The following is a 17,270-nucleotide window of genomic DNA, read 5'->3' as shown; positions in this document are numbered from 1 at the left end:
TACCGTCGACTAGTTAATCAACCAGTCGTAACCTTTTTCTTCCAGTTTCAAAGCCAAAGAGCTGTCGCCCGTTTCGATGATTTTCCCATTCACAAGAACGTGAACAAAGTCCGGCTTGATATAATCCAAAAGTCTTTGATAGTGCGTCACCAACACAATCGCATTGTCCTTGCGACGAAGCTTGTTCACCCCATCAGAAACCACGCGAAGGGCGTCGATATCCAGACCGGAATCTGTTTCATCAAGCAAAGCCAAACGCGGAGACAAAACCGCCATCTGCAAAATCTCATTTTTCTTTTTCTCACCGCCAGAGAAGCCTGTGTTCACCGGACGATCCAGATATTCAGGCTTCATGCTGACAAGTTTCATTTTCTGATAAAGGAATTCACGGAACTCCCCTTCAGGCATGGGCTCAGAACCCTGATGAGCCAAAACAGAGTTGAAGGCCGTGTGCAGGAATGTGAAGTTGGAAACACCCGGTACTTCAATTGGATACTGGAAAGCCAGGAAGATGCCTTCTTTGGCTCTTTCATCCGGTGCCAAATCCAGCAAGTTGGCCATTTGGAAGTTCACTTCGTATTTCACTTCGCCTGAAGTCACTTCGTAAGCCGGGTGCCCTGCCAACACTTTGGAAAGTGTGGATTTACCAGAACCATTCGGCCCCATGATCGCATGCACTTCGCCTGCTTTCACAGTCAGGTTCAGACCTTTTAGGATTTCTTTTTCTTCAACTCGAGCGTGGAGGTTTTTAATTTCTAACATTTTCTTTACCTTTTTTACTACTTCAGTTTCGCCGCCCTTGGGCGGCTGCACTCTGTGCGCCCAGCGCAACTAGCCGACAGAATTTTCTAATTTCATTTCGATCAATTTCACTGCTTCGACAGAGAACTCCAGAGGAAGTTCTTTGAAGACTTCCTTACAGAAGCCGTTCACCAGCATTGAAATGGTCTTTTCCATATCCAGACCGCGGGACTGAAGATAGAAGATCTGATCTTCGCTGATTCGTGAAGTCGTCGCTTCGTGTTCAATCGTCGCTGTTTTGTTTTTTACTTCAATATACGGATAGGTGTGCGCGCTGCTTTGATCACCCACCAGCATGGAATCACACTGGGAATAGTTACGCGCATTTTCTGCAGACGGCATAATCTTCACCAGACCGCGATAGGCGTTGGAAGACTTGTCTGTGGAAATCCCCTTGGAGATGATCGTGCTCTTAGTGTTCTTACCAATGTGGATCATCTTTGTTCCGGTGTCTGCTTGCATCAGATCATGAGTCAAAGCCACAGAGTAGAACGCCCCTTCAGAGCCTTCACCCTGCAGGATGCAGCTTGGATACTTCCAAGTGATCGCAGAACCAGATTCCACCTGAGTCCAGGAGATCTTGGAGTACTTACCCAAAGCTTTCCCACGTTTGGTTACAAAGTTATAGATACCACCACGACCTTCTTTGTCGCCGGTGTACCAGTTTTGAACTGTGGAGTATTTGATTTCCGCATTGTCCAGCGCCACCAGCTCAACAACTGCCGCGTGAAGCTGATTTTCATCCCGTTGAGGTGCTGTGCAGCCCTCAAGGTAATTCACATAACCACCTTCATCACAAACCAACAGTGTTCTTTCAAACTGACCGGTGTCTTTCGCGTTGATACGGAAGTAAGTCGAAAGATCAATCGGGCAACGAACCCCTTTCGGGATGTAACAGAAAGAGCCATCCGTGAAGACCGCCGCATTCAAAGCCGCATAGTAGTTGTCCGTATGAGGAACCACCGAGCCCAGATACTTTTTCACCAGCTCGGGATGCTTATGAATCGCTTCGGAGATAGAGCAGAAGATGACTCCCGCTTCATCCAAAACTTCGGTGTGGGTTGTGCCCACAGAAACGGAGTCAAAAACCACATCCACGGCAATGCCAGAAATACGCTTTTGCTCTGTCAAAGGGATGCCCAGCTTTTCAAAGGTCTTGATCAATTCCGGATCCAGATCATCCAAAGATTTCGGCTTTTCAGAATCATCTTTGGCTTTCTTCGGTGCCGAATAATAACGAATCGCCTGAAAATCCACAGGCGGGTAAGACACATGCGCCCACGTTGGTTCTACCATCGTCAACCAGTGACGATAGGCTTTCAAGCGGTACTCAAGCATCCATTCAGGTTCGTTCTTTTTGGAAGAAATCAAACGGATGATGTCTTCGTTCAGACCAAGCGCAACCTGATCTGTTTCAATATCGGTTGTAAAACCGTATTTGTATTCATAACTCTCTAGAGGGTTGTTGGAATTTTTATTGTTATCCATGAGCCACCACCTCTGTGGATTTTTTTGCTGGCATAGCCACTCTTCCTACCAATAGTTCTTTCAGGCTCAGGCTCTTATAGAATTCCGTAAGTCTGTGATTCAAATCTGTGATCGGGGATACAATGTTGCAGGTTCCTTGAATCTCACAAGGTGCCTCTTTATGAAGGCACTTCACCAAAGCCGTCGGACCTTCAATCACTTCCACAAGATCATGAATGGAAACTTTCGCCAGATCTTTGGTGATCTGATATCCGCCGTTGGCTCCGTATTCGGCGCGCAAAATGCCGCTCTTCTGGGCCATTTGCTGCATCACACGAGCTGTCGCATCAAACGGAGTATGAAAAGCATCAGACACTTCCTTGGCTGTGGTCAGCTCACCGGGCATCTTTTGGCTCATATACTTTAAAGCCATCAAAGCGTATTCAAGCTTGCGGTTGATTTTATTCATAAAAAGCTTCCTTCTGCGGACACTGTATGGCCTTCTATCTAATAGAAAGCCAATTGAAAAACAAGGTGAAATACGCCTAATTTTAGCGTATTTAAGATCCTGACAGGAATCTTTCATCTGGTTTTGAAAAAATGTGCTGATTTCAAAGTCTTAGGGTGCTATACGAAGGTCCTATGAGAATCCTTTTCATTACCGTATGCAGCTTTCTAGTTCTTGGTGTTCTTCTTTTGATGGCCCGTATTTGGGGCGATGCTCAGAACTACCCTCTTTACGAACACGCCTTCTTTTCTGGCCCCGCTCCGATTGTCATCGTCAAAGCCGACACCCTGGACAAGGTTCAAGAGGCCATCAAACTGAAGTCGGATGTGGTCATCTGGGCTGACGTGCGCCTTTCCCTCGACAAGGTTCCTTTCATTTTGCCACCCTCCCGCGATGTTGAGTTCCTGAAAATGAAAGAGGCCGAGCAAAAGGCCAATCCCAACACGCCCATCATGACTGGCAGCAAATTGTCAGAATACCCTTGGGAGCAGATCAACGAGTTTTATAAAACAACTCCAGCGTTGAAAGAATACTACGAGCAGTTCCCGCAAACGCGCTTTGTTTTGAACATTGTTGATAACGTGCATGACGTACATTCAGCGGTGGTCGAGGCCATCGACGGACTGTCCGCCAAATCACGCACCATGATTCAAAGTGAAGCTTTGGTGGTGATGACCTCCGTGAAAGAGCTGAAGCCGGAATGGGTGTACGGAACCAGCACTCCGGATATTATGAGAATGCTCACTTTTGATTCTCTTTATATTCTGTCTTCCACACAGTTTAAAGGAGACGTTTTCGTCGCTCCTTTCACACTGATGAAAAGACCGGCCTTCAATGAAAACATCATTGTGGAGATGCGCCGTCGCAACAAAAGAATTTTCCTGGGTCCCATTCAAACAGCCGAACAGTTTGCTGAGGCGAGTCGCTATAAGGCTGACGGCCTGATCACAGAGAATCTTCCAGAATTGCTCAACCTCCTCAACCAAGGTCCTGCTCAATAGGTTGATCCCAATTGCATTTGGGCATATCTTTTTACTGACAGCTTTTTTCGATCAGCCGGAGGTCCAGATATGTCCGCTCTTACTTTTGTCAACGTGGCGCAAGCCGCACCCTCTGTTTCGGTGAACACCAGCTCCATCGATGCAATTGCGCAAGCCAGCCCCGTCGTTCAACTGACTCTTTTGATGTTGATCGTAATGTCCATCTTCTGCTGGGCTATTGGCTATTCCAAATTCATGACATTCAAAAACATGAAACAGTCTGATGAGCTTTTCATGAGCAAGTTCTGGAAAGTAAATTCTTTGGACACGCTTTTTGAAGACATCGATCAATATAAAGACTCTTCCATTGCTCGCGTGTTCAAAGCCGCTTACCTGGAAATGAAAAAGATCTCTGAGTCCCCGCTTCTGTCCAAAACAGAAGGCGACAAACCGATTCTTTCCGGCATCGACAACCTCGAGCGTGTTTTGAATAAAGCCACGGAAAGCGAAATCTCTAAAATTGAGTCCCGCCTGACGGTTTTAGCAACCACGGGATCCACAGGTCCTTTCATTGGTTTGTTTGGCACGGTTTGGGGGATCATGGGATCTTTCCACAAGATCGGTCAAACTGGGACTGCCAGCTTGGCCGTTGTCGCCCCGGGCATTTCTGAAGCCCTGATTGCGACAGCGATCGGATTGGCCACGGCGATTCCGGCAGTTGTTCTTTACAACAACTTTATCTCCAAAATCCGCAAGCAGGAAATTGCCCTGAATAACTTCAGCGCAGACTTCCTGAATATTGTTAAGCGTAACTTCTTTCAAGGAAACTAAGTCATGGGAATGAGTGGCGGCGGCGGAAAAAGCCGGGCGACATTAAGTGAAATCAATATTACGCCCCTTGTGGACGTGATGCTGGTTTTGCTGATCATGTTCATGGTAACGACTCCTTTAATGCAACAAGGGATCGAGGTGGATCTGCCAAAGACCTCCTCTTCCGGTGTTGAGGTGAATGAAGAGCCTTTTGTTTTGGTGATCAATTCAGATCAACGAATGACCATCGCCAAACAAAAGATCGCCATGAATGAACTTCGTCCAAAACTAAAAGCGATTTTCGAACATAAAAAGAATAAACAGGTTTACATCCAGGCTGACCGCAAGGTGGATTATGGCTTCGTCGCGGAAGCTATGGCCGAAGTGCGTGCTGCCGGGATCTTTAACATTGGCTTGATCACACAACCAAAAGACCAGTGAATTACATAGAAGAACACGAACAGCAGAATAACGATGAACAAGTAACCCGCGGCATAGGGATCTCCTTTGCCCTGCACGCACTTGTTATCTCCATCTTCACACTGAAGACTGTGTTCTTTACACCAGAGACCATTGATTTCACTCAAGCGGTTCGCGTGGACATGGTCGGGCTTCCTGATAAAACCCCACCCAAAGATCTCGCGGCTCCGGCCAAGGAAAATCCAAAGCCCGCTCTTCCCGCCAAAGAGGAATTAAAAGAAAAGCCTGCGGAAAAACCACCTGAAAAAGTGGCCGAGAAAAAGTCCGAACCAAAACCAGAGCCCGTAAAACTTCCTCCGGCCAAACCGAAAGAAGATGGCGTTAATCTGGAAAAGGTGAAGGCGAAACAGCAAAACGCCCTGGATAAACTCAAAGCCATGGCAGCCCTGGAAAAGATCAAAGAAGACGTTGCGGAAGAAAAAAAGAAAACCGCAACGAATGCCGGAACTGGAAAATCCGACACTGGCAGCGCTCCGATCAGGGGTAATGTCGTGTCACCTGGCAGCTCTTTAACCGGAATCGCCAAACTTCAAAACGATAGTTACGTTTCGGATTTAGACCGTCATATCAAACAGAACTGGACAATTCCAGAGTGGCTGGCAAAACGCGACTACAAGGCGCAAGTGCGTCTGTATATTGATTCACGCGGCAATATTCTGGACAGAAAAATTGTTAAATCCAGTGGCAATCCCAGCTACGATGAAGAAGTAATAGCAACCATTGATCGTTCGGCGCCTTTCCCGGCTCCACCGGAAAAATTGATCGCCGTATTCTCTGTGGATGGAATCCTGATTGGGTTCCCGGAATAACTAGGAGGACATCATGATGAAGCAGATTTTGGCCTTGATTCTGATTTTAGGCCTGTCACCCCTTATCTCTCACGCCCAATCCAATGGCATCTATATCAAAATGGGTGAAGCGCGCACCAAAAAGAGCTTAACGGCTTTTCCTCCCCTGCAATATTCCGGGTCTCCTTCCACGGCCTCCCGCAATCAAGGTGTTGGTATTGAGATCTTTAATACGATCACCAATGACCTGAGCGTTTCTTCTTATTTCCAGTTCATCAACCAAAGTGCCTTTCTGGAAGACACGGCAAAGACCGGACTGATGCCAGCTCCAGGTTTGCCAAATGGCTTTAAGTTCCAAAGCTGGTCTTCCATTGGTGCCGACTTCCTGATTCGCGCCGGCTACTCTGTTGTAGGCAACGAAGTGACTTTGGAAACTTACACCTACCATGTTCCTCGCGCCGCTTTGGTTCTGGGGAAGAAATACAAAGGCCCGGTTTCCAGCGCTCGTCGTATTGCACACACGTTCTCTAACGATGTTCTGAAAGCCCTGACGGGCGAAGAAGGTCCATTCCTTTCTCGCGTGGTGGTTTCCAGTGACCGCGCTGGCGGCCAAAGCAAAGAAATCTTTGTGATGGACTGGGATGGCGCCAACAGTGAACAGGTTTCCCGTCACCGCAGTATCGCGATCTCTCCGGCATGGTCTCCAGATGGTAAAAAGATCGCCTACACATCTTATGTAAAACGTGTTGGAGCGAAATTCAGAAATGCGGACATGCTGTTGCTGGATCTGACAACCGGGAAAAGATCTTTAATCTCCTACCGTCAGGGTATCAACTCCGGGGCGTCTTTTTCTCCGGATGGTCGCAATATCTATCTGACAATTTCCCAGGGCACCAGTCCGGACATCTATAAAATGACTTTGGATGGAACTTTGGTGGGTAAGATCACCAACGGTCCTTCCGGCGCCCTGAATGTTGAGCCGAATGTTTCTAACTCCGGCCAGTTGGCGTTTTCTTCAGACCGCGCTGGACGCCCCATGATTTACACAGCAAATGGGGATGGCTCGGGACTAAAGCGCATTACCTTTGCGGGCGTGTTCAACTCGTCTCCGTCCTGGTCTCCAGATGGAAAGAAAATTGCCTTTGCAGGCCAGAGCGACAACAACTTCGATATCTTTGTGATGAACGCCGATGGCACAGGAATGATTCGCCTGACTTCTGCGAAAAAGCCAAATGGCAAAATGGCAAGCAACGAAGACCCGTCATTCTCTCCAGATGGCCGCTTTGTGATGTACACATCCAACCGCACTGGAAAAAATCAGATCTATATCTCGACAGTGGATGGGACAGAAGAGCGTCGCGTGACCAACGACAACTACAACTACTTCAAACCGAAGTGGTCACGTAACATTGACTAACACATCCCTTGAAGATCAGCTAAGACAAGAGCGCAACGAGATCTGGTCTCGTTACGCTCTGGCCGCCAAAGACAACTCGCTTCCACCCGATCAGATATGTCATCAGTGGAGCGAAGCTTCAGACCTTCTTCTTCGCCATGCTTTTTCTGCATGTTTTCAGGATCAAAAAGTCGCCTTATTTGCCTTGGGGAAGCTGGGGTCGTCCGAGCTGAATCTCAGTTCCGACGTGGATCTTCTGATTGTCAGTCAGGATGACTCTGTTAACGCTCTGCCGGGTTTAAGGCGTTTTCAAAAAATTCTTTCGGAAAGAACCGCTTTGGGCTTTGTCTTTCGCGTGGATTTTGATCTTCGTCCCGGCGGCAAACAGGGGCCTTTGATTCCAACTCTGGATCAATTCAAGGACTATTACGGAAATTATGGTGAAACCTGGGAACGACTGGCCTTTGTGCGTCTGCGCGCCCTGGCTGGGGATGGGTCCCTGCAACAGGAGGTTCTGACCTTTGCGCAAAGGTTCTCCTTTCGCAAGCATCTGGATTTCACTTTGCTGGAGGATCTGAAGACTTTACGTTCAAAGATTCAAGGCCATTACTGGGGGCGATCGCAGAACGACATCATCGACTTGAAGTTAGGTGTCGGCGGAATCCGCGATGTTGAGCTGTTCACTCACGCCCTGCAAGTCATCCACGGTGGTCGCGACACCAGCCTGCAGGTCCGTGGCACAGCAGAAGCCCTGTTGTTGCTGGAGATGAAAGAACTTCTCCCGAAGGAAGAGTCGCAGTTTTTGCGAAATCATTACTGGAATTTGCGCCGCCTGGAAAACTACGTTCAGGCCCAAAACGACGAACAGACTCATTTGCTTAAGACTGACGACAACCATCCTGATTTTGTCTCAGCAGCTTTGACAACCCTGCGTTTTGATATGCTTCGTTGTGACTCCATTGTGAAAAGTCTTCTGGGTGAAGCCCCCAAGGAAAGTTCCCTGGAAGATGACCTGAAAGACGCAGGCCTTCCGGATGAAGACCTTCAAGAACTTTGGAATGAGATTTTAGGACAAGAAGTTTTGTCCCGGAACAAGGGGCGCGATGAGCTTTCCAGAAAGGCCTTTCTGGCCGCCTTCTTTGACACCTTGAAAGAGCAAAAAGGCGACTTGCGCCGAGGTCTTTTATTGTTGAAAGACTTCATCCGTGGCACTCGCGCCAAGGCGAGTTTTTTCAGCCTGCTGCTTCGGGAAAAAAATCTGATGCAGGAATTGGGGTGGTTGTTCGGCCACTCCCCTTATCTTTCACGAATTCTGTGCAACCGGCCCGAACTGCTGGATAGCTTCGTCTATCGTTCACAAAACACCCACTCGGATGATTTGGGTTCTTTACTGGAAGAGCTGGCAGAAAAAAAGCTTCTTTCTGAGGTCATCAACGGAAGTGAATATCTGCGCGAAAAAAATCTGGCGCAACTGACCCAGAACCTGACCTCCACCGCAGATGCCATCGTCAATACACTGCTGACAGCTCTTAAAAAGGACTTCCCTTCAGATCTTCGCATTCTGGCTTTGGGAAAGTGGGGTGGTCGCGAATTGGGTTTCCGCAGTGATCTGGATTTTATTTTTGTTCTGAATCACGAGCCTGGCGAAAATGATTTCAAACTGGCTAAACGATTTATCACCCGCCTGACCGAGAATCATCGCGGTGGGAATATCTATTCCATTGATATGCGTTTGCGCCCGTCGGGAAAGGCCGGCCCTTTGATCATTCACGAAGAGGATCTGCGCAGTTATCTGCAATCCGAAGCAGCGGCTTGGGAAAGACAGGCTTACTTGAAAGCTCGGTGGGTTGATACCAACTCGACCGGCTTCCATGATTTCGTTCAGCGTGGTCTTTCACTTGAGGAACTGTTCGAGCTGGAACGCATTCGTCAGCAGTTGATTTCAGCCAGCTCTGACCTGAATCTTAAGTACAGCGAAGGTGGCTTGGTGGACCTTGAGTTGGCCTCGCAGACGCATCTTCTGCACAATAAACAAGTGCCCGCTTCCACTGCTACAGAGAGCTTTCTGATGTCGATGGGCTCTCAGGGAAGCCTTCTGGCGCGAAATTATGACCGACTGCGCCAGATCGAACAGATGCTCCAGCTGGTTGCGTCAGAGTCGCTCTCAGAACTGAAGCTAAATCATGAGTCCTTTCACGCTCTTGCCTTAGCGCTCCAAACGAACCCGTCTCAGCTTTTGCAAGAAGCTCAAGGGCTCCTGTCTGAGAATATCACCATTTTGAAGGAACTTGACCCTCGCCGGCAGCCTCACTAATAGTGAAGGGGTTGGACAAAAGTCAGGAGACAAAATGTCGAAGAATATCGATGTTAAAAAGGTATTTTGGATCTACCTTTTTGCATTTTTGCTGGCAGCTTTCAGCTTCCGTGCAGATGCCAAGACCGATTCCAAGGCAAAGACTACGAAGAAGGGAAAAGACATGATCGCAGTATTTGAGACAAACAAAGGAACTTTCAAAGTTAAGCTATTTAACGACAAAGCTCCTAAGACAGTGGAAAACTTCGTAGGTTTGGCTGAAGGCACTAAAGAGTGGACTGATCCTAAAACTGGCGAAAAAGTAAAAAAGCCTTTCTATAACGGTCTTACTTTCCACCGCGTGATCAAAGATTTCATGATTCAAGGTGGTTGCCCACTTGGAACTGGTACTGGTGGCCCAGGCTACCGTTTTGAAGATGAGTTCCCGGCTGGCGCTCCAAAACACGACAAACCAGGCATCCTTTCTATGGCGAACGCGGGTCCAAACACTAACGGATCTCAGTTCTTCGTAACAACTGTTCCAACTCCTTGGTTGGATGGCCGTCACACTGTATTCGGTGAAGTTGTTGAAGGTATGGACGTTGTTAAATCCATCGAAAACTCCAAAACTGGAGCTATGGATCGTCCGGCTGAACCGATTGTTATCAAAACACTGACAATCCAAAAGTAATCCGAATTTAAAAGTTAAAGCTAAAAAGCCCGGTGTTTCCACCGGGCTTTTTTTATTTCATCGCTTTATCTAAAAAAAACATCAGCCCTAAGGCTTCTTCCCGCAGAATTGTTCCGCCTGAATCCAGTAAGCCGGAGAACAATAGTCCTCCCACTGGTTGTTCTTATTGGTGGAATACGCATAGAACCAGATCAACTTGTCGCTCTGGCTCTGGAATTGAATTTTGTGAGGCATTTCCATGGGCTGCTTGCCGTTCACAAGATAACACCAGCCATACACACGCATCTCGGTGTCTGACACCACTTCAATGCTGTCCAACCCGATGGGGCTGTTCAGGACCGAGTTCAACCCCTCTTCTGAGCCGACATAGGGGATTTTATTAAGATCAAAGATCTCAAGGCTGATAGTGCCCACGGATTTTTGCAGATCCGCCTCGTAGGCACCCTCATGGACAGGTTTGTTTTCACAAGCCCCGAAGATTTTCCAGGAAACGGCTTGAGCGTTCAAAGAGAAGAGCAGCAATAAAGAAAAAGCCATGTGTTTCATGGCTCTCGTCTATCCCATTATTGATGCAGATGCACTACCAAATGTAAGGCCGTACCTTTTAGGAATTTTCTTTACGAACTTCTTCCATATCGATTTCTTTGGCCTTCACGACGATCTGTTCAAAGATCTCTTCCGGCAAGGCACCCGGTTGGCTGAAAATGATGTCGCTTTCCTTGATAATCATCAGCGTTGGGATGGATTTAATCTGAAACTTATCGGCCAACTCCACTTCCGCTTCGGTATCGATCTTGCCAAAAATCACATCGGGATGCTTGGCCGCAACGGACTCGAAAATAGGAGCAAAGCGACGGCAAGGCGCGCACCACGTCGCCCAAAAATCCAAAATGATCATATTATTTTTTTCAACAATGTCCTGAATATTCGACTTTGTAACTTCGATAACTGCCATACAATTCCTCTTAACGACGTAGGTCCATGATTGCCTGCGATCAAGTAAAAGCTTTGATGTTCTTTTGTAAATAGGCAACGATTTAATAAAAACAACGGGAGGCTTCATGAAAAAAATTATCGTTTCTCTTCTTATGCTCGCTGGTTCCCAAGCTTTCGCTGCGGGTGATGCCGGTTGCGGTCTTGGCAGCATGATCATTCAGAAAAACTCCAAAGGTTTGCAGCTTCTGGCAATGACCACGAACTCATTCTTGTTCACTCAGCCATTGGGTATCACTTCCGGAACTTCCGGTTGTTCTTCCCGCGGTCTGGTTATGGCTGACAAAGAAGTTCAATACTTCGTTGAAGTGAATCAAGAAGAACTTTCCCGCGAAATGGCGCAAGGCCACGGCGAAAAGCTGGCGACATTGGCACAAATGAAGGGTTGTCAGAACGAAACTTCGCAAAAAGCTTTTAGTTCCTTTGCGCAAACTTCCTATTCCCGCATCCTTCCTGCCGCGAACACTTCTGCTGCTGACATGGTTCAAAACCTGAACAGCGAATTGGCTGGTCAAAAGGAACTTGCACAACTGTGCCATGGTTCTTAATTGTCCTTTTGTTCTTAGCCCCACTCACCACGTGGGGCTTTTCCTCTGAACGCACCGAATCTTACGTTCAACAGGCGATCTCACTGAATCTGTGGGAAGATCCTCAGTGGCTGCGCCTAGGGCACTATCGCAAGTCCTGGGGTCGTTACCACTCGGCCATCGAAGGAAACTTCTTCCTGTCCCCTCTGGGCTCCCACAACCCCCGCGAAGAACTGCTGCAAACCATTCAATCTCTTTTTAGTTCTGCCAAGACCCCCAAACATCCGCAGTGTCGTTATCTGGCGCGAATGCAGTGGCTCAAAAAGCGATTGCAAATCGCTGAAGTGGATCTCGTCTCCTGTCGCGAACAGGATGGTTGGAAAGAAGTGCTAGGGGCCGAAGAGCTTTATATTGTCTTTGCCTCCAGCGATCTCAATAGCGCGGGCTCCAGCTTCGGCCATACTTTTCTGCGCGCTCACAATCCGAAAAACACCAAAGAACGCGAGCTTTTGGATTATGGCATCAACTACGCTGCTTTGACCGGCAAGGACAGCGGTGCCCTGTTTGCCCTGAAAGGACTTTTTGGATTTTACCCCGGTGCTTATTCCATGCTGCCGTACTATCAAAAAATTCGTGAATACACGAATCTGGAAGGCCGCAGTCTTTGGGAATACAAACTGAAGCTCTTGCCTTCTCAGGTTGATTTTTTGATCAGTCACCTTCTGGAACTTGAAGGCAGCTATTCTCCCTACTATTTCCTGAGCGACAACTGTTCTCAGCAAATTCTGGAACTTTTAGAGGTGGCGGTGCCAGAGCGCGATCTGACGTCCTCTTTCTGGGATGCCACTATTCCGCTAGACACCTTGAAAGTGCTACGTGACCAATGGCTGCTGGAAGGTGAACGCTCCCGCCCCTCGTTACAGGCTTACTGGCAGGCTCATTATAAAAATCTGAACTCAGAAGAACGACAGACCGTTCGTCAGATTGTGGAAACGGGCCACAGTTCAGAACTTAAAGATCTGCCCCCTCGCTCTCAAGCGTCGTCCCTGGAGGCCGCCCTCAGCTATCTTGCCGTCAAAGAATATCGCGATCAGAAAGAATACAAGGATCTGAAATACCAGCTTTCGGTACAAAGAGCTCAATTGGGAAATATCACAGAACCCCTAACCCTTGAAAAATCAAAGTCCCCCCTGCTCGGTCCAGACTCCCAAGCCTATTATTTCTCTGTAGGCAGTCAGGATGAAAGAGCCTTTGTTGCCTTCAAATACCGACGGGCCTTTCATGATCTTCTTTCTGATGACAGCGGGCTTTCTCCTTTTTCCCATTTGGAAGTTCTGGGTATGGAGATTCGGTATGAAACCGAAGATGATCGTCTGGATCTGCACAAAGTGACTTTATTGAAAATCTTCAACTCGCCCCCGGTCAGTGAATTTGAAATGCCGCTGACCTGGCGGTTTGATCTGGGAACTGAGCCCAAATTCAATCCTTACCTGCATTGGGGGGTGGGACTCTCTAAAGACCTCCCGGTAAAAAGCTTCACTCGCGGAAGTCTGCTTCTTGTAAATGAAAACCTCAACCTGTCCGACATTCCAGAACCCCATCTGGGCATCGAGACTTTGCTGATGAGCAAGGGATCTTCGGGTCTGCGTTCTGTGATTTCTGCGAAAGTGCTTCAAAATCTTCGCACCGGAAGAACCCTGGGAGTTGGCGGATTCGGTATCTCTTGGAACTCAGAAAATATCGAGTATCGTTTTGAGACAGAACTTTACGACCGAATTCCGCTGATTAAGGCCTCTGTCATCTTTTAGACAGAGCGGTGCCCAGTTACGACCTCGTCGCGCTTTGATACAAGCGGCATGCCATTTAATTGATATAGAAGGGTCCAAAGCTTGCTTCTTAGGAGCTTGAGGTATTTTCACCTCAAGGAGACGCTATGAAGTGGTTTTCTAAAATCCTGACTGCAATTGCGACAATCAATATGGTGCTTGCACCTGTGGCTCATGCCGTTGACTGGTCAGAAAAGGAAAAAGCACAGCTTTCACAATATCGCGATTTCCTTGAGCCTATGGGCTACACACTGCATGTGGATAAAGAATCCAAAAAAGCCCAGGTCTATGACAAGAACACCAAGAAACTTGCCATGGAAATTCCATTTGGTGAGGAAACGCATCTGCGCAAATTCTCTCCGAAGTCGATGAATAAGATGATGATGGATGAAATGATCCGCATCAAGAATGCTTCCAAAGCGTCTTTGTCCCATACGGTTAGAAACCTTCCGACAGAATCTGCCATGTTCTTTATGGCCATGGGTGCTGTTGTCGCCGGTCAACTTATCACGAACTATTCGCAAAACCCCGTAGCCATGCAACAGCACATTCAGCATCAACTTTCTCCGATGGGTGTATTTGGCTTCTTCGTCTTCATGTATTCCCAGGGGCTGACCTCCAACCTTCTGTCCATGTATATCAAGAATCCGAAGTTTCACCACATGATCCCCTACTTGGGGATGACCGTGGGTGCTTTCCTTCAGACATATTTGTCTTCTGTGATTGCTGATCCGAATGTCAAAGCCTGCGCAAAATCCATGATGGGCGGCAAAATCAGCGATGCTGAAAAGGCCAATATTGATGAAGATCCCTGCAGCAAGGCTTACGAATATCTGGTTGTTAAAAAGAAAATCTGGGAATACGCACCGGGTATCGCATCCATGTTGATTTCTTCCGGCGCGGCTGCTTTGGGCCAGGCCTTGATCACGAAAGTGGTTTTGCGTGTCACTGGTGTTGATATCGCTCTTTGGTTGGCTCCGGGTTCTATGCAAGTAAAAGGTCTTCGTCTTCTTCTGGTAAAAGGCCTGCAGATTTCGGCTTTCGTCGCCTTGGACATGTGGTTCAACCGCCACGTCACCTTTGCCTGGAAGAACCTGTTCGACGGGGCTGACTTCCATGACATGAATAAAGACATGGTCACCCAGGTCAACACTTTGAAATCGGCCAAATGGAACAGTTCCAGCGAGGACCTGAGCAAGGGAATGAAGCACTTCCACCAGAAGATGATGGACTGGCGCATGATCAATATGTCTGAGGTTTATGAGGCTCACCATAACTGGTCAGAAGCCCTTAAACAAATGACCAGCATGTTTAACAGCAGCTATTCCTTCTACAGTGCCTTTGTGAATGAAGTCCGCAATGCTCGCTTCGATCAGTCAGCGGTAAAGCCCCTGCTGATGGATTCTCCTCTGAACGGCGTGACACCTCTGGATATGGCGGAGGGCCGTGAAGACTTGTATCTGACGCATCCTAAGTTTGTCGAAGGCATGCAAATGGATACCATTGCAGAAGCGGCTATCAAAGCAGAAGCTCTGGTCAAAGCTGACAAGCTGAAATATTTCCCGGCACGTCAGAAGAAAACCGTGAATGATATTTTGGCGGGCCTTTCTTCCGGCGACCGTGACAAGATCGGCAAATCCTTGCAGGCGTTGAATGATGAAATGCGTATTGCTGCCATGAGCACGGCAAGTCCTTATGGCTACTATCATCTGCTGGCGGAAATCCGCAACCTGATGGGAACACCAGAGCCGATTCTTGAAAAAGGCCGTGGCTTTGGCTTGGCGTTTGAACGCTCCAGCGAAGGTGAGAATCTGAAAGGCACCAACTACTATCGCCGTGTGGGCATCTTTGCCACTCCGAAAATCACCGACTTCCTGGTTATGCAGATGGTTTGCGGACCCGACGTTGAAGCTGGCGAAAAGGCGATTAAGACTCCTAAGATCGCGGGTGCTCACACAGGCTTCCCGTCCATCTTCCTGCCGCCTCGTCTGGCTGATGCCAACGATGAATTCGATGAGTGCTTCGGCATCACGCAGGGGACAACCGCATCTCGCATCTATGGTCACCCTGTTCGTGCGGCCAGCGGCAAACAGTATAAAGGCTTTGTAGAGTACCTGGTTCGCGAGGCTCGTCCCAACGTCGTGGGCACTGCTGCTGAAACCAATTTCCCTCAATGGTGGAACAAAACAACAGAATCTCAGATGCAGGCCGCCTTCAATGAGTTTGCGAAAAGCTATGATGAAATCGTGATCAATATGGTTCGCAAGATCTTCAACCTGAAACGCAGCAGCTTCAACCGTGGCCCCATTTCCAACGGCATCATGAATGCGGTCTTCCAGGAAGAGCGCACATATCTGGCCCTATTGCAGGAGCTGCTACAGCCATCTGCCAAGTTCAATCTGGACTTCGAATCCCTGATCACGACAGCTCCAAGCCACCCAGCATTGCGTGCGGTCGAGGCACAGTTCATCGTGATGAACAATTTGCTGAAGAAGATCGAGATCAAAAAAATTGATGGTCGCGAGGTGGTTCAATCACCTCTGGAAAACTATCAACTGGAAGAACAAGTAACGAATATTCAAACTGCGCTGGCCTCCGTGGCGACTTTACTGGGCGTGGGCGACGCTGCAGAGGGCGCCGTTGTTCAACTGAACAAACAACAACGTGACATTGCGGTTCAAGCTTTGGAGCATCTGCAGTCCTTGGCTTCTGAAGTGATGATGTACGGGTCTATGGCCAACGCTGTGAGCTGGGATAAGATTCGCAATATCAAGCGTCTCAATATGGAACAACAGAAGTTCAATAATGAGGTGCAGTCCAAACTTTCTCAATTGAGAGGAATGGCACTGCCGACCGCACCTTAATTGGTACGGCCCTTGAATTATAGATTGTTGAAACAATTAAATTAAACAGGTTGCAGCCCAGGGACGAGAGAACCCAAAAACGGAGCAGCCTGTACAGTGTGTATACACAGGAGAGAGAGCATGAAAAAGGCATTTATCATCGGAATGGCAGTCTTGGTTACAAGCATGTCTGTTTCTTTCGCCCACGCGGCACCTGCGGCAAAAGCCCCGCGTGAAGTGTTGGTTGAATATGCTAAACAAGTTAAAGAGGCGGCTTTTGGGAAAACCAGAACAGCCAAGGGCTTGGATGCACAAAAGCTTAAATCTGCTCAAGACAGCATCATCAATGAGCTGAACCTTTCCTCAGGAAAAAACAACAGCCTGGCGCTGGCTCTTAAAGCTGATCCGGCAAAATCAGCACAGCGTTTGGATAACCTGGCAACAATCGTTGCAGCCAAAAAGATGGCTACTGAGATCAGCAAAAGGGACTCTGCAGAAGGTCAGTCTATCGATGCGGCGGCAACAGCTTCTGCCACCTTCATGTCCAACTCTCATCTGACGGGCGCGCGCAAAACAGCTAAGGAACTGTCAGCTCCAGAGTTGACAGAAACTTCAGCGGCGTTGACACGCCTTGAGACTTTGACAGACTCTATCCTGACTCGCTTCTCAAAATCGGAAAGAGATTCTTACACTCAGATCCTGAAGCGTCATGATGAGATCGTGGAGTCCGCTCAAAAAGGAACTTCTGAAGAAGCCTTCGTACAGGCGATCATGGAAGTCAAAGGCGTGGACAAAGCCAAAGCTCTTGAAGTGGTTCGCAAACTTAAAGAGTGCGTGTAGATTAGAAAACGAAATTACTTTCTTCGA

General features: G+C 48.1%; 16 protein-coding genes. 11 read left to right on the top strand and 5 right to left on the bottom strand.

The features are described 5' to 3' along the window. Positions 1 to 9: 9 nt before the first annotated feature. The 3 genes from sufC to ACES2G_RS00760 form a co-directional block, all read right to left on the bottom strand. Positions 10 to 762, bottom strand: a complete 753-nt coding sequence (gene sufC, locus ACES2G_RS00770) for a Fe-S cluster assembly ATPase SufC (RefSeq protein WP_347359289.1) — start codon at positions 760 to 762, stop codon at positions 10 to 12. Positions 763 to 831: 69 nt separating this feature from the next. Further along, positions 832 to 2,289 carry a Fe-S cluster assembly protein SufB gene (gene sufB, locus ACES2G_RS00765; protein WP_347359290.1) on the bottom strand — a complete coding sequence of 486 codons (1,458 nt, stop codon included), beginning with the start codon at positions 2,287 to 2,289 and terminating at the stop codon, positions 832 to 834. Further along, complete coding sequence (locus ACES2G_RS00760) at positions 2,282 to 2,737, bottom strand: Rrf2 family transcriptional regulator (protein ID WP_347359291.1); 456 nt, start codon at positions 2,735 to 2,737, stop codon at positions 2,282 to 2,284. The genes sufB and ACES2G_RS00760 overlap by 8 nt, the downstream gene beginning before the upstream one ends. A 173-nt stretch (positions 2,738 to 2,910) precedes the next feature. On the opposite strand from ACES2G_RS00760, the gene ACES2G_RS00755 reads away from it, so the two are divergent. The 7 genes from ACES2G_RS00755 (at position 2,911) to ACES2G_RS00725 (ending at position 10,214) form a co-directional block, all read left to right on the top strand. Continuing rightward, positions 2,911 to 3,777: a hypothetical protein gene (locus ACES2G_RS00755; protein WP_347359292.1), complete on the top strand. Its 867-nt coding sequence runs from the start codon at positions 2,911 to 2,913 to the stop codon at positions 3,775 to 3,777. A 69-nt stretch (positions 3,778 to 3,846) separates the two neighbouring features. Next, the gene (gene tolQ, locus ACES2G_RS00750; protein ID WP_347359293.1) at positions 3,847 to 4,587 is read left to right on the top strand and encodes a protein TolQ; all 741 of its coding nucleotides are present in this window, start codon (positions 3,847 to 3,849) and stop codon (positions 4,585 to 4,587) included. Between the two features lie 3 nt (positions 4,588 to 4,590). Next, positions 4,591 to 5,007, top strand: coding sequence for a biopolymer transporter ExbD (locus ACES2G_RS00745; RefSeq protein ID WP_262554838.1), 417 nt, complete (start codon positions 4,591 to 4,593; stop codon positions 5,005 to 5,007). After that, the gene (locus ACES2G_RS00740; protein ID WP_374001020.1) at positions 5,004 to 5,855 is read left to right on the top strand and encodes a TonB family protein; all 852 of its coding nucleotides are present in this window, start codon (positions 5,004 to 5,006) and stop codon (positions 5,853 to 5,855) included. Before ACES2G_RS00745 ends, ACES2G_RS00740 begins: the two co-directional genes overlap by 4 nt. A gap of 13 nt (positions 5,856 to 5,868) precedes the next feature. Further along, complete coding sequence (locus ACES2G_RS00735; protein WP_374001018.1) at positions 5,869 to 7,251, top strand: translocation protein TolB; 1,383 nt, start codon at positions 5,869 to 5,871, stop codon at positions 7,249 to 7,251. After that, positions 7,244 to 9,544, top strand: a complete 2,301-nt coding sequence (locus tag ACES2G_RS00730) for a glutamine-synthetase adenylyltransferase (RefSeq protein WP_374001016.1) — start codon at positions 7,244 to 7,246, stop codon at positions 9,542 to 9,544. The genes ACES2G_RS00735 and ACES2G_RS00730 overlap by 8 nt, the downstream gene beginning before the upstream one ends. Positions 9,545 to 9,578: 34 nt before the next feature. Then, on the top strand, positions 9,579 to 10,214 hold the full coding sequence (locus tag ACES2G_RS00725) for a peptidylprolyl isomerase (protein ID WP_262554869.1): 636 nt from the start codon (positions 9,579 to 9,581) through the stop codon (positions 10,212 to 10,214). An 87-nt stretch (positions 10,215 to 10,301) separates the two neighbouring features. On the opposite strand, the gene ACES2G_RS00720 is transcribed toward ACES2G_RS00725, so the two are convergent. Beyond that, positions 10,302 to 10,760, bottom strand: coding sequence for a DUF4430 domain-containing protein (locus ACES2G_RS00720; RefSeq protein WP_374001015.1), 459 nt, complete (start codon positions 10,758 to 10,760; stop codon positions 10,302 to 10,304). Positions 10,761 to 10,818: 58 nt separating this feature from the next. Beyond that, positions 10,819 to 11,169 carry a thioredoxin family protein gene (locus ACES2G_RS00715; protein WP_374001014.1) on the bottom strand — a complete coding sequence of 117 codons (351 nt, stop codon included), beginning with the start codon at positions 11,167 to 11,169 and terminating at the stop codon, positions 10,819 to 10,821. A gap of 106 nt (positions 11,170 to 11,275) precedes the next feature. Between ACES2G_RS00715 and ACES2G_RS00710 the strand changes: the two genes are divergently transcribed. The 4 genes from ACES2G_RS00710 to ACES2G_RS00695 all read left to right on the top strand — a co-directional run bounded on the left by ACES2G_RS00710 (position 11,276) and on the right by ACES2G_RS00695 (position 17,243). Beyond that, positions 11,276 to 11,755 (top strand): DUF3015 family protein, encoded by a 480-nt coding sequence (locus tag ACES2G_RS00710; RefSeq protein WP_374001013.1) that lies wholly within the window; start codon positions 11,276 to 11,278, stop codon positions 11,753 to 11,755. Further along, positions 11,740 to 13,542, top strand: a complete 1,803-nt coding sequence (locus ACES2G_RS00705; protein WP_374001011.1) for a DUF4105 domain-containing protein — start codon at positions 11,740 to 11,742, stop codon at positions 13,540 to 13,542. The genes ACES2G_RS00710 and ACES2G_RS00705 overlap by 16 nt, the downstream gene beginning before the upstream one ends. A 125-nt stretch (positions 13,543 to 13,667) precedes the next feature. After that, complete coding sequence (locus tag ACES2G_RS00700) at positions 13,668 to 16,424, top strand: hypothetical protein (RefSeq protein WP_347357820.1); 2,757 nt, start codon at positions 13,668 to 13,670, stop codon at positions 16,422 to 16,424. Between the two features lie 120 nt (positions 16,425 to 16,544). Then, positions 16,545 to 17,243 (top strand): hypothetical protein, encoded by a 699-nt coding sequence (locus ACES2G_RS00695; RefSeq protein ID WP_347357821.1) that lies wholly within the window; start codon positions 16,545 to 16,547, stop codon positions 17,241 to 17,243. The last annotated feature ends 27 nt before the right edge of the window (positions 17,244 to 17,270 follow it).

Origin of the sequence: Bdellovibrio bacteriovorus, from assembly GCF_041888015.1 — a bacterium.
Classification (GTDB): Bacteria; Bdellovibrionota; Bdellovibrionia; order Bdellovibrionales; family Bdellovibrionaceae; genus Bdellovibrio.
Note: the sequence above shows the minus strand (reverse complement) of the source record. Positions and strands in the feature narration are given on the sequence as shown.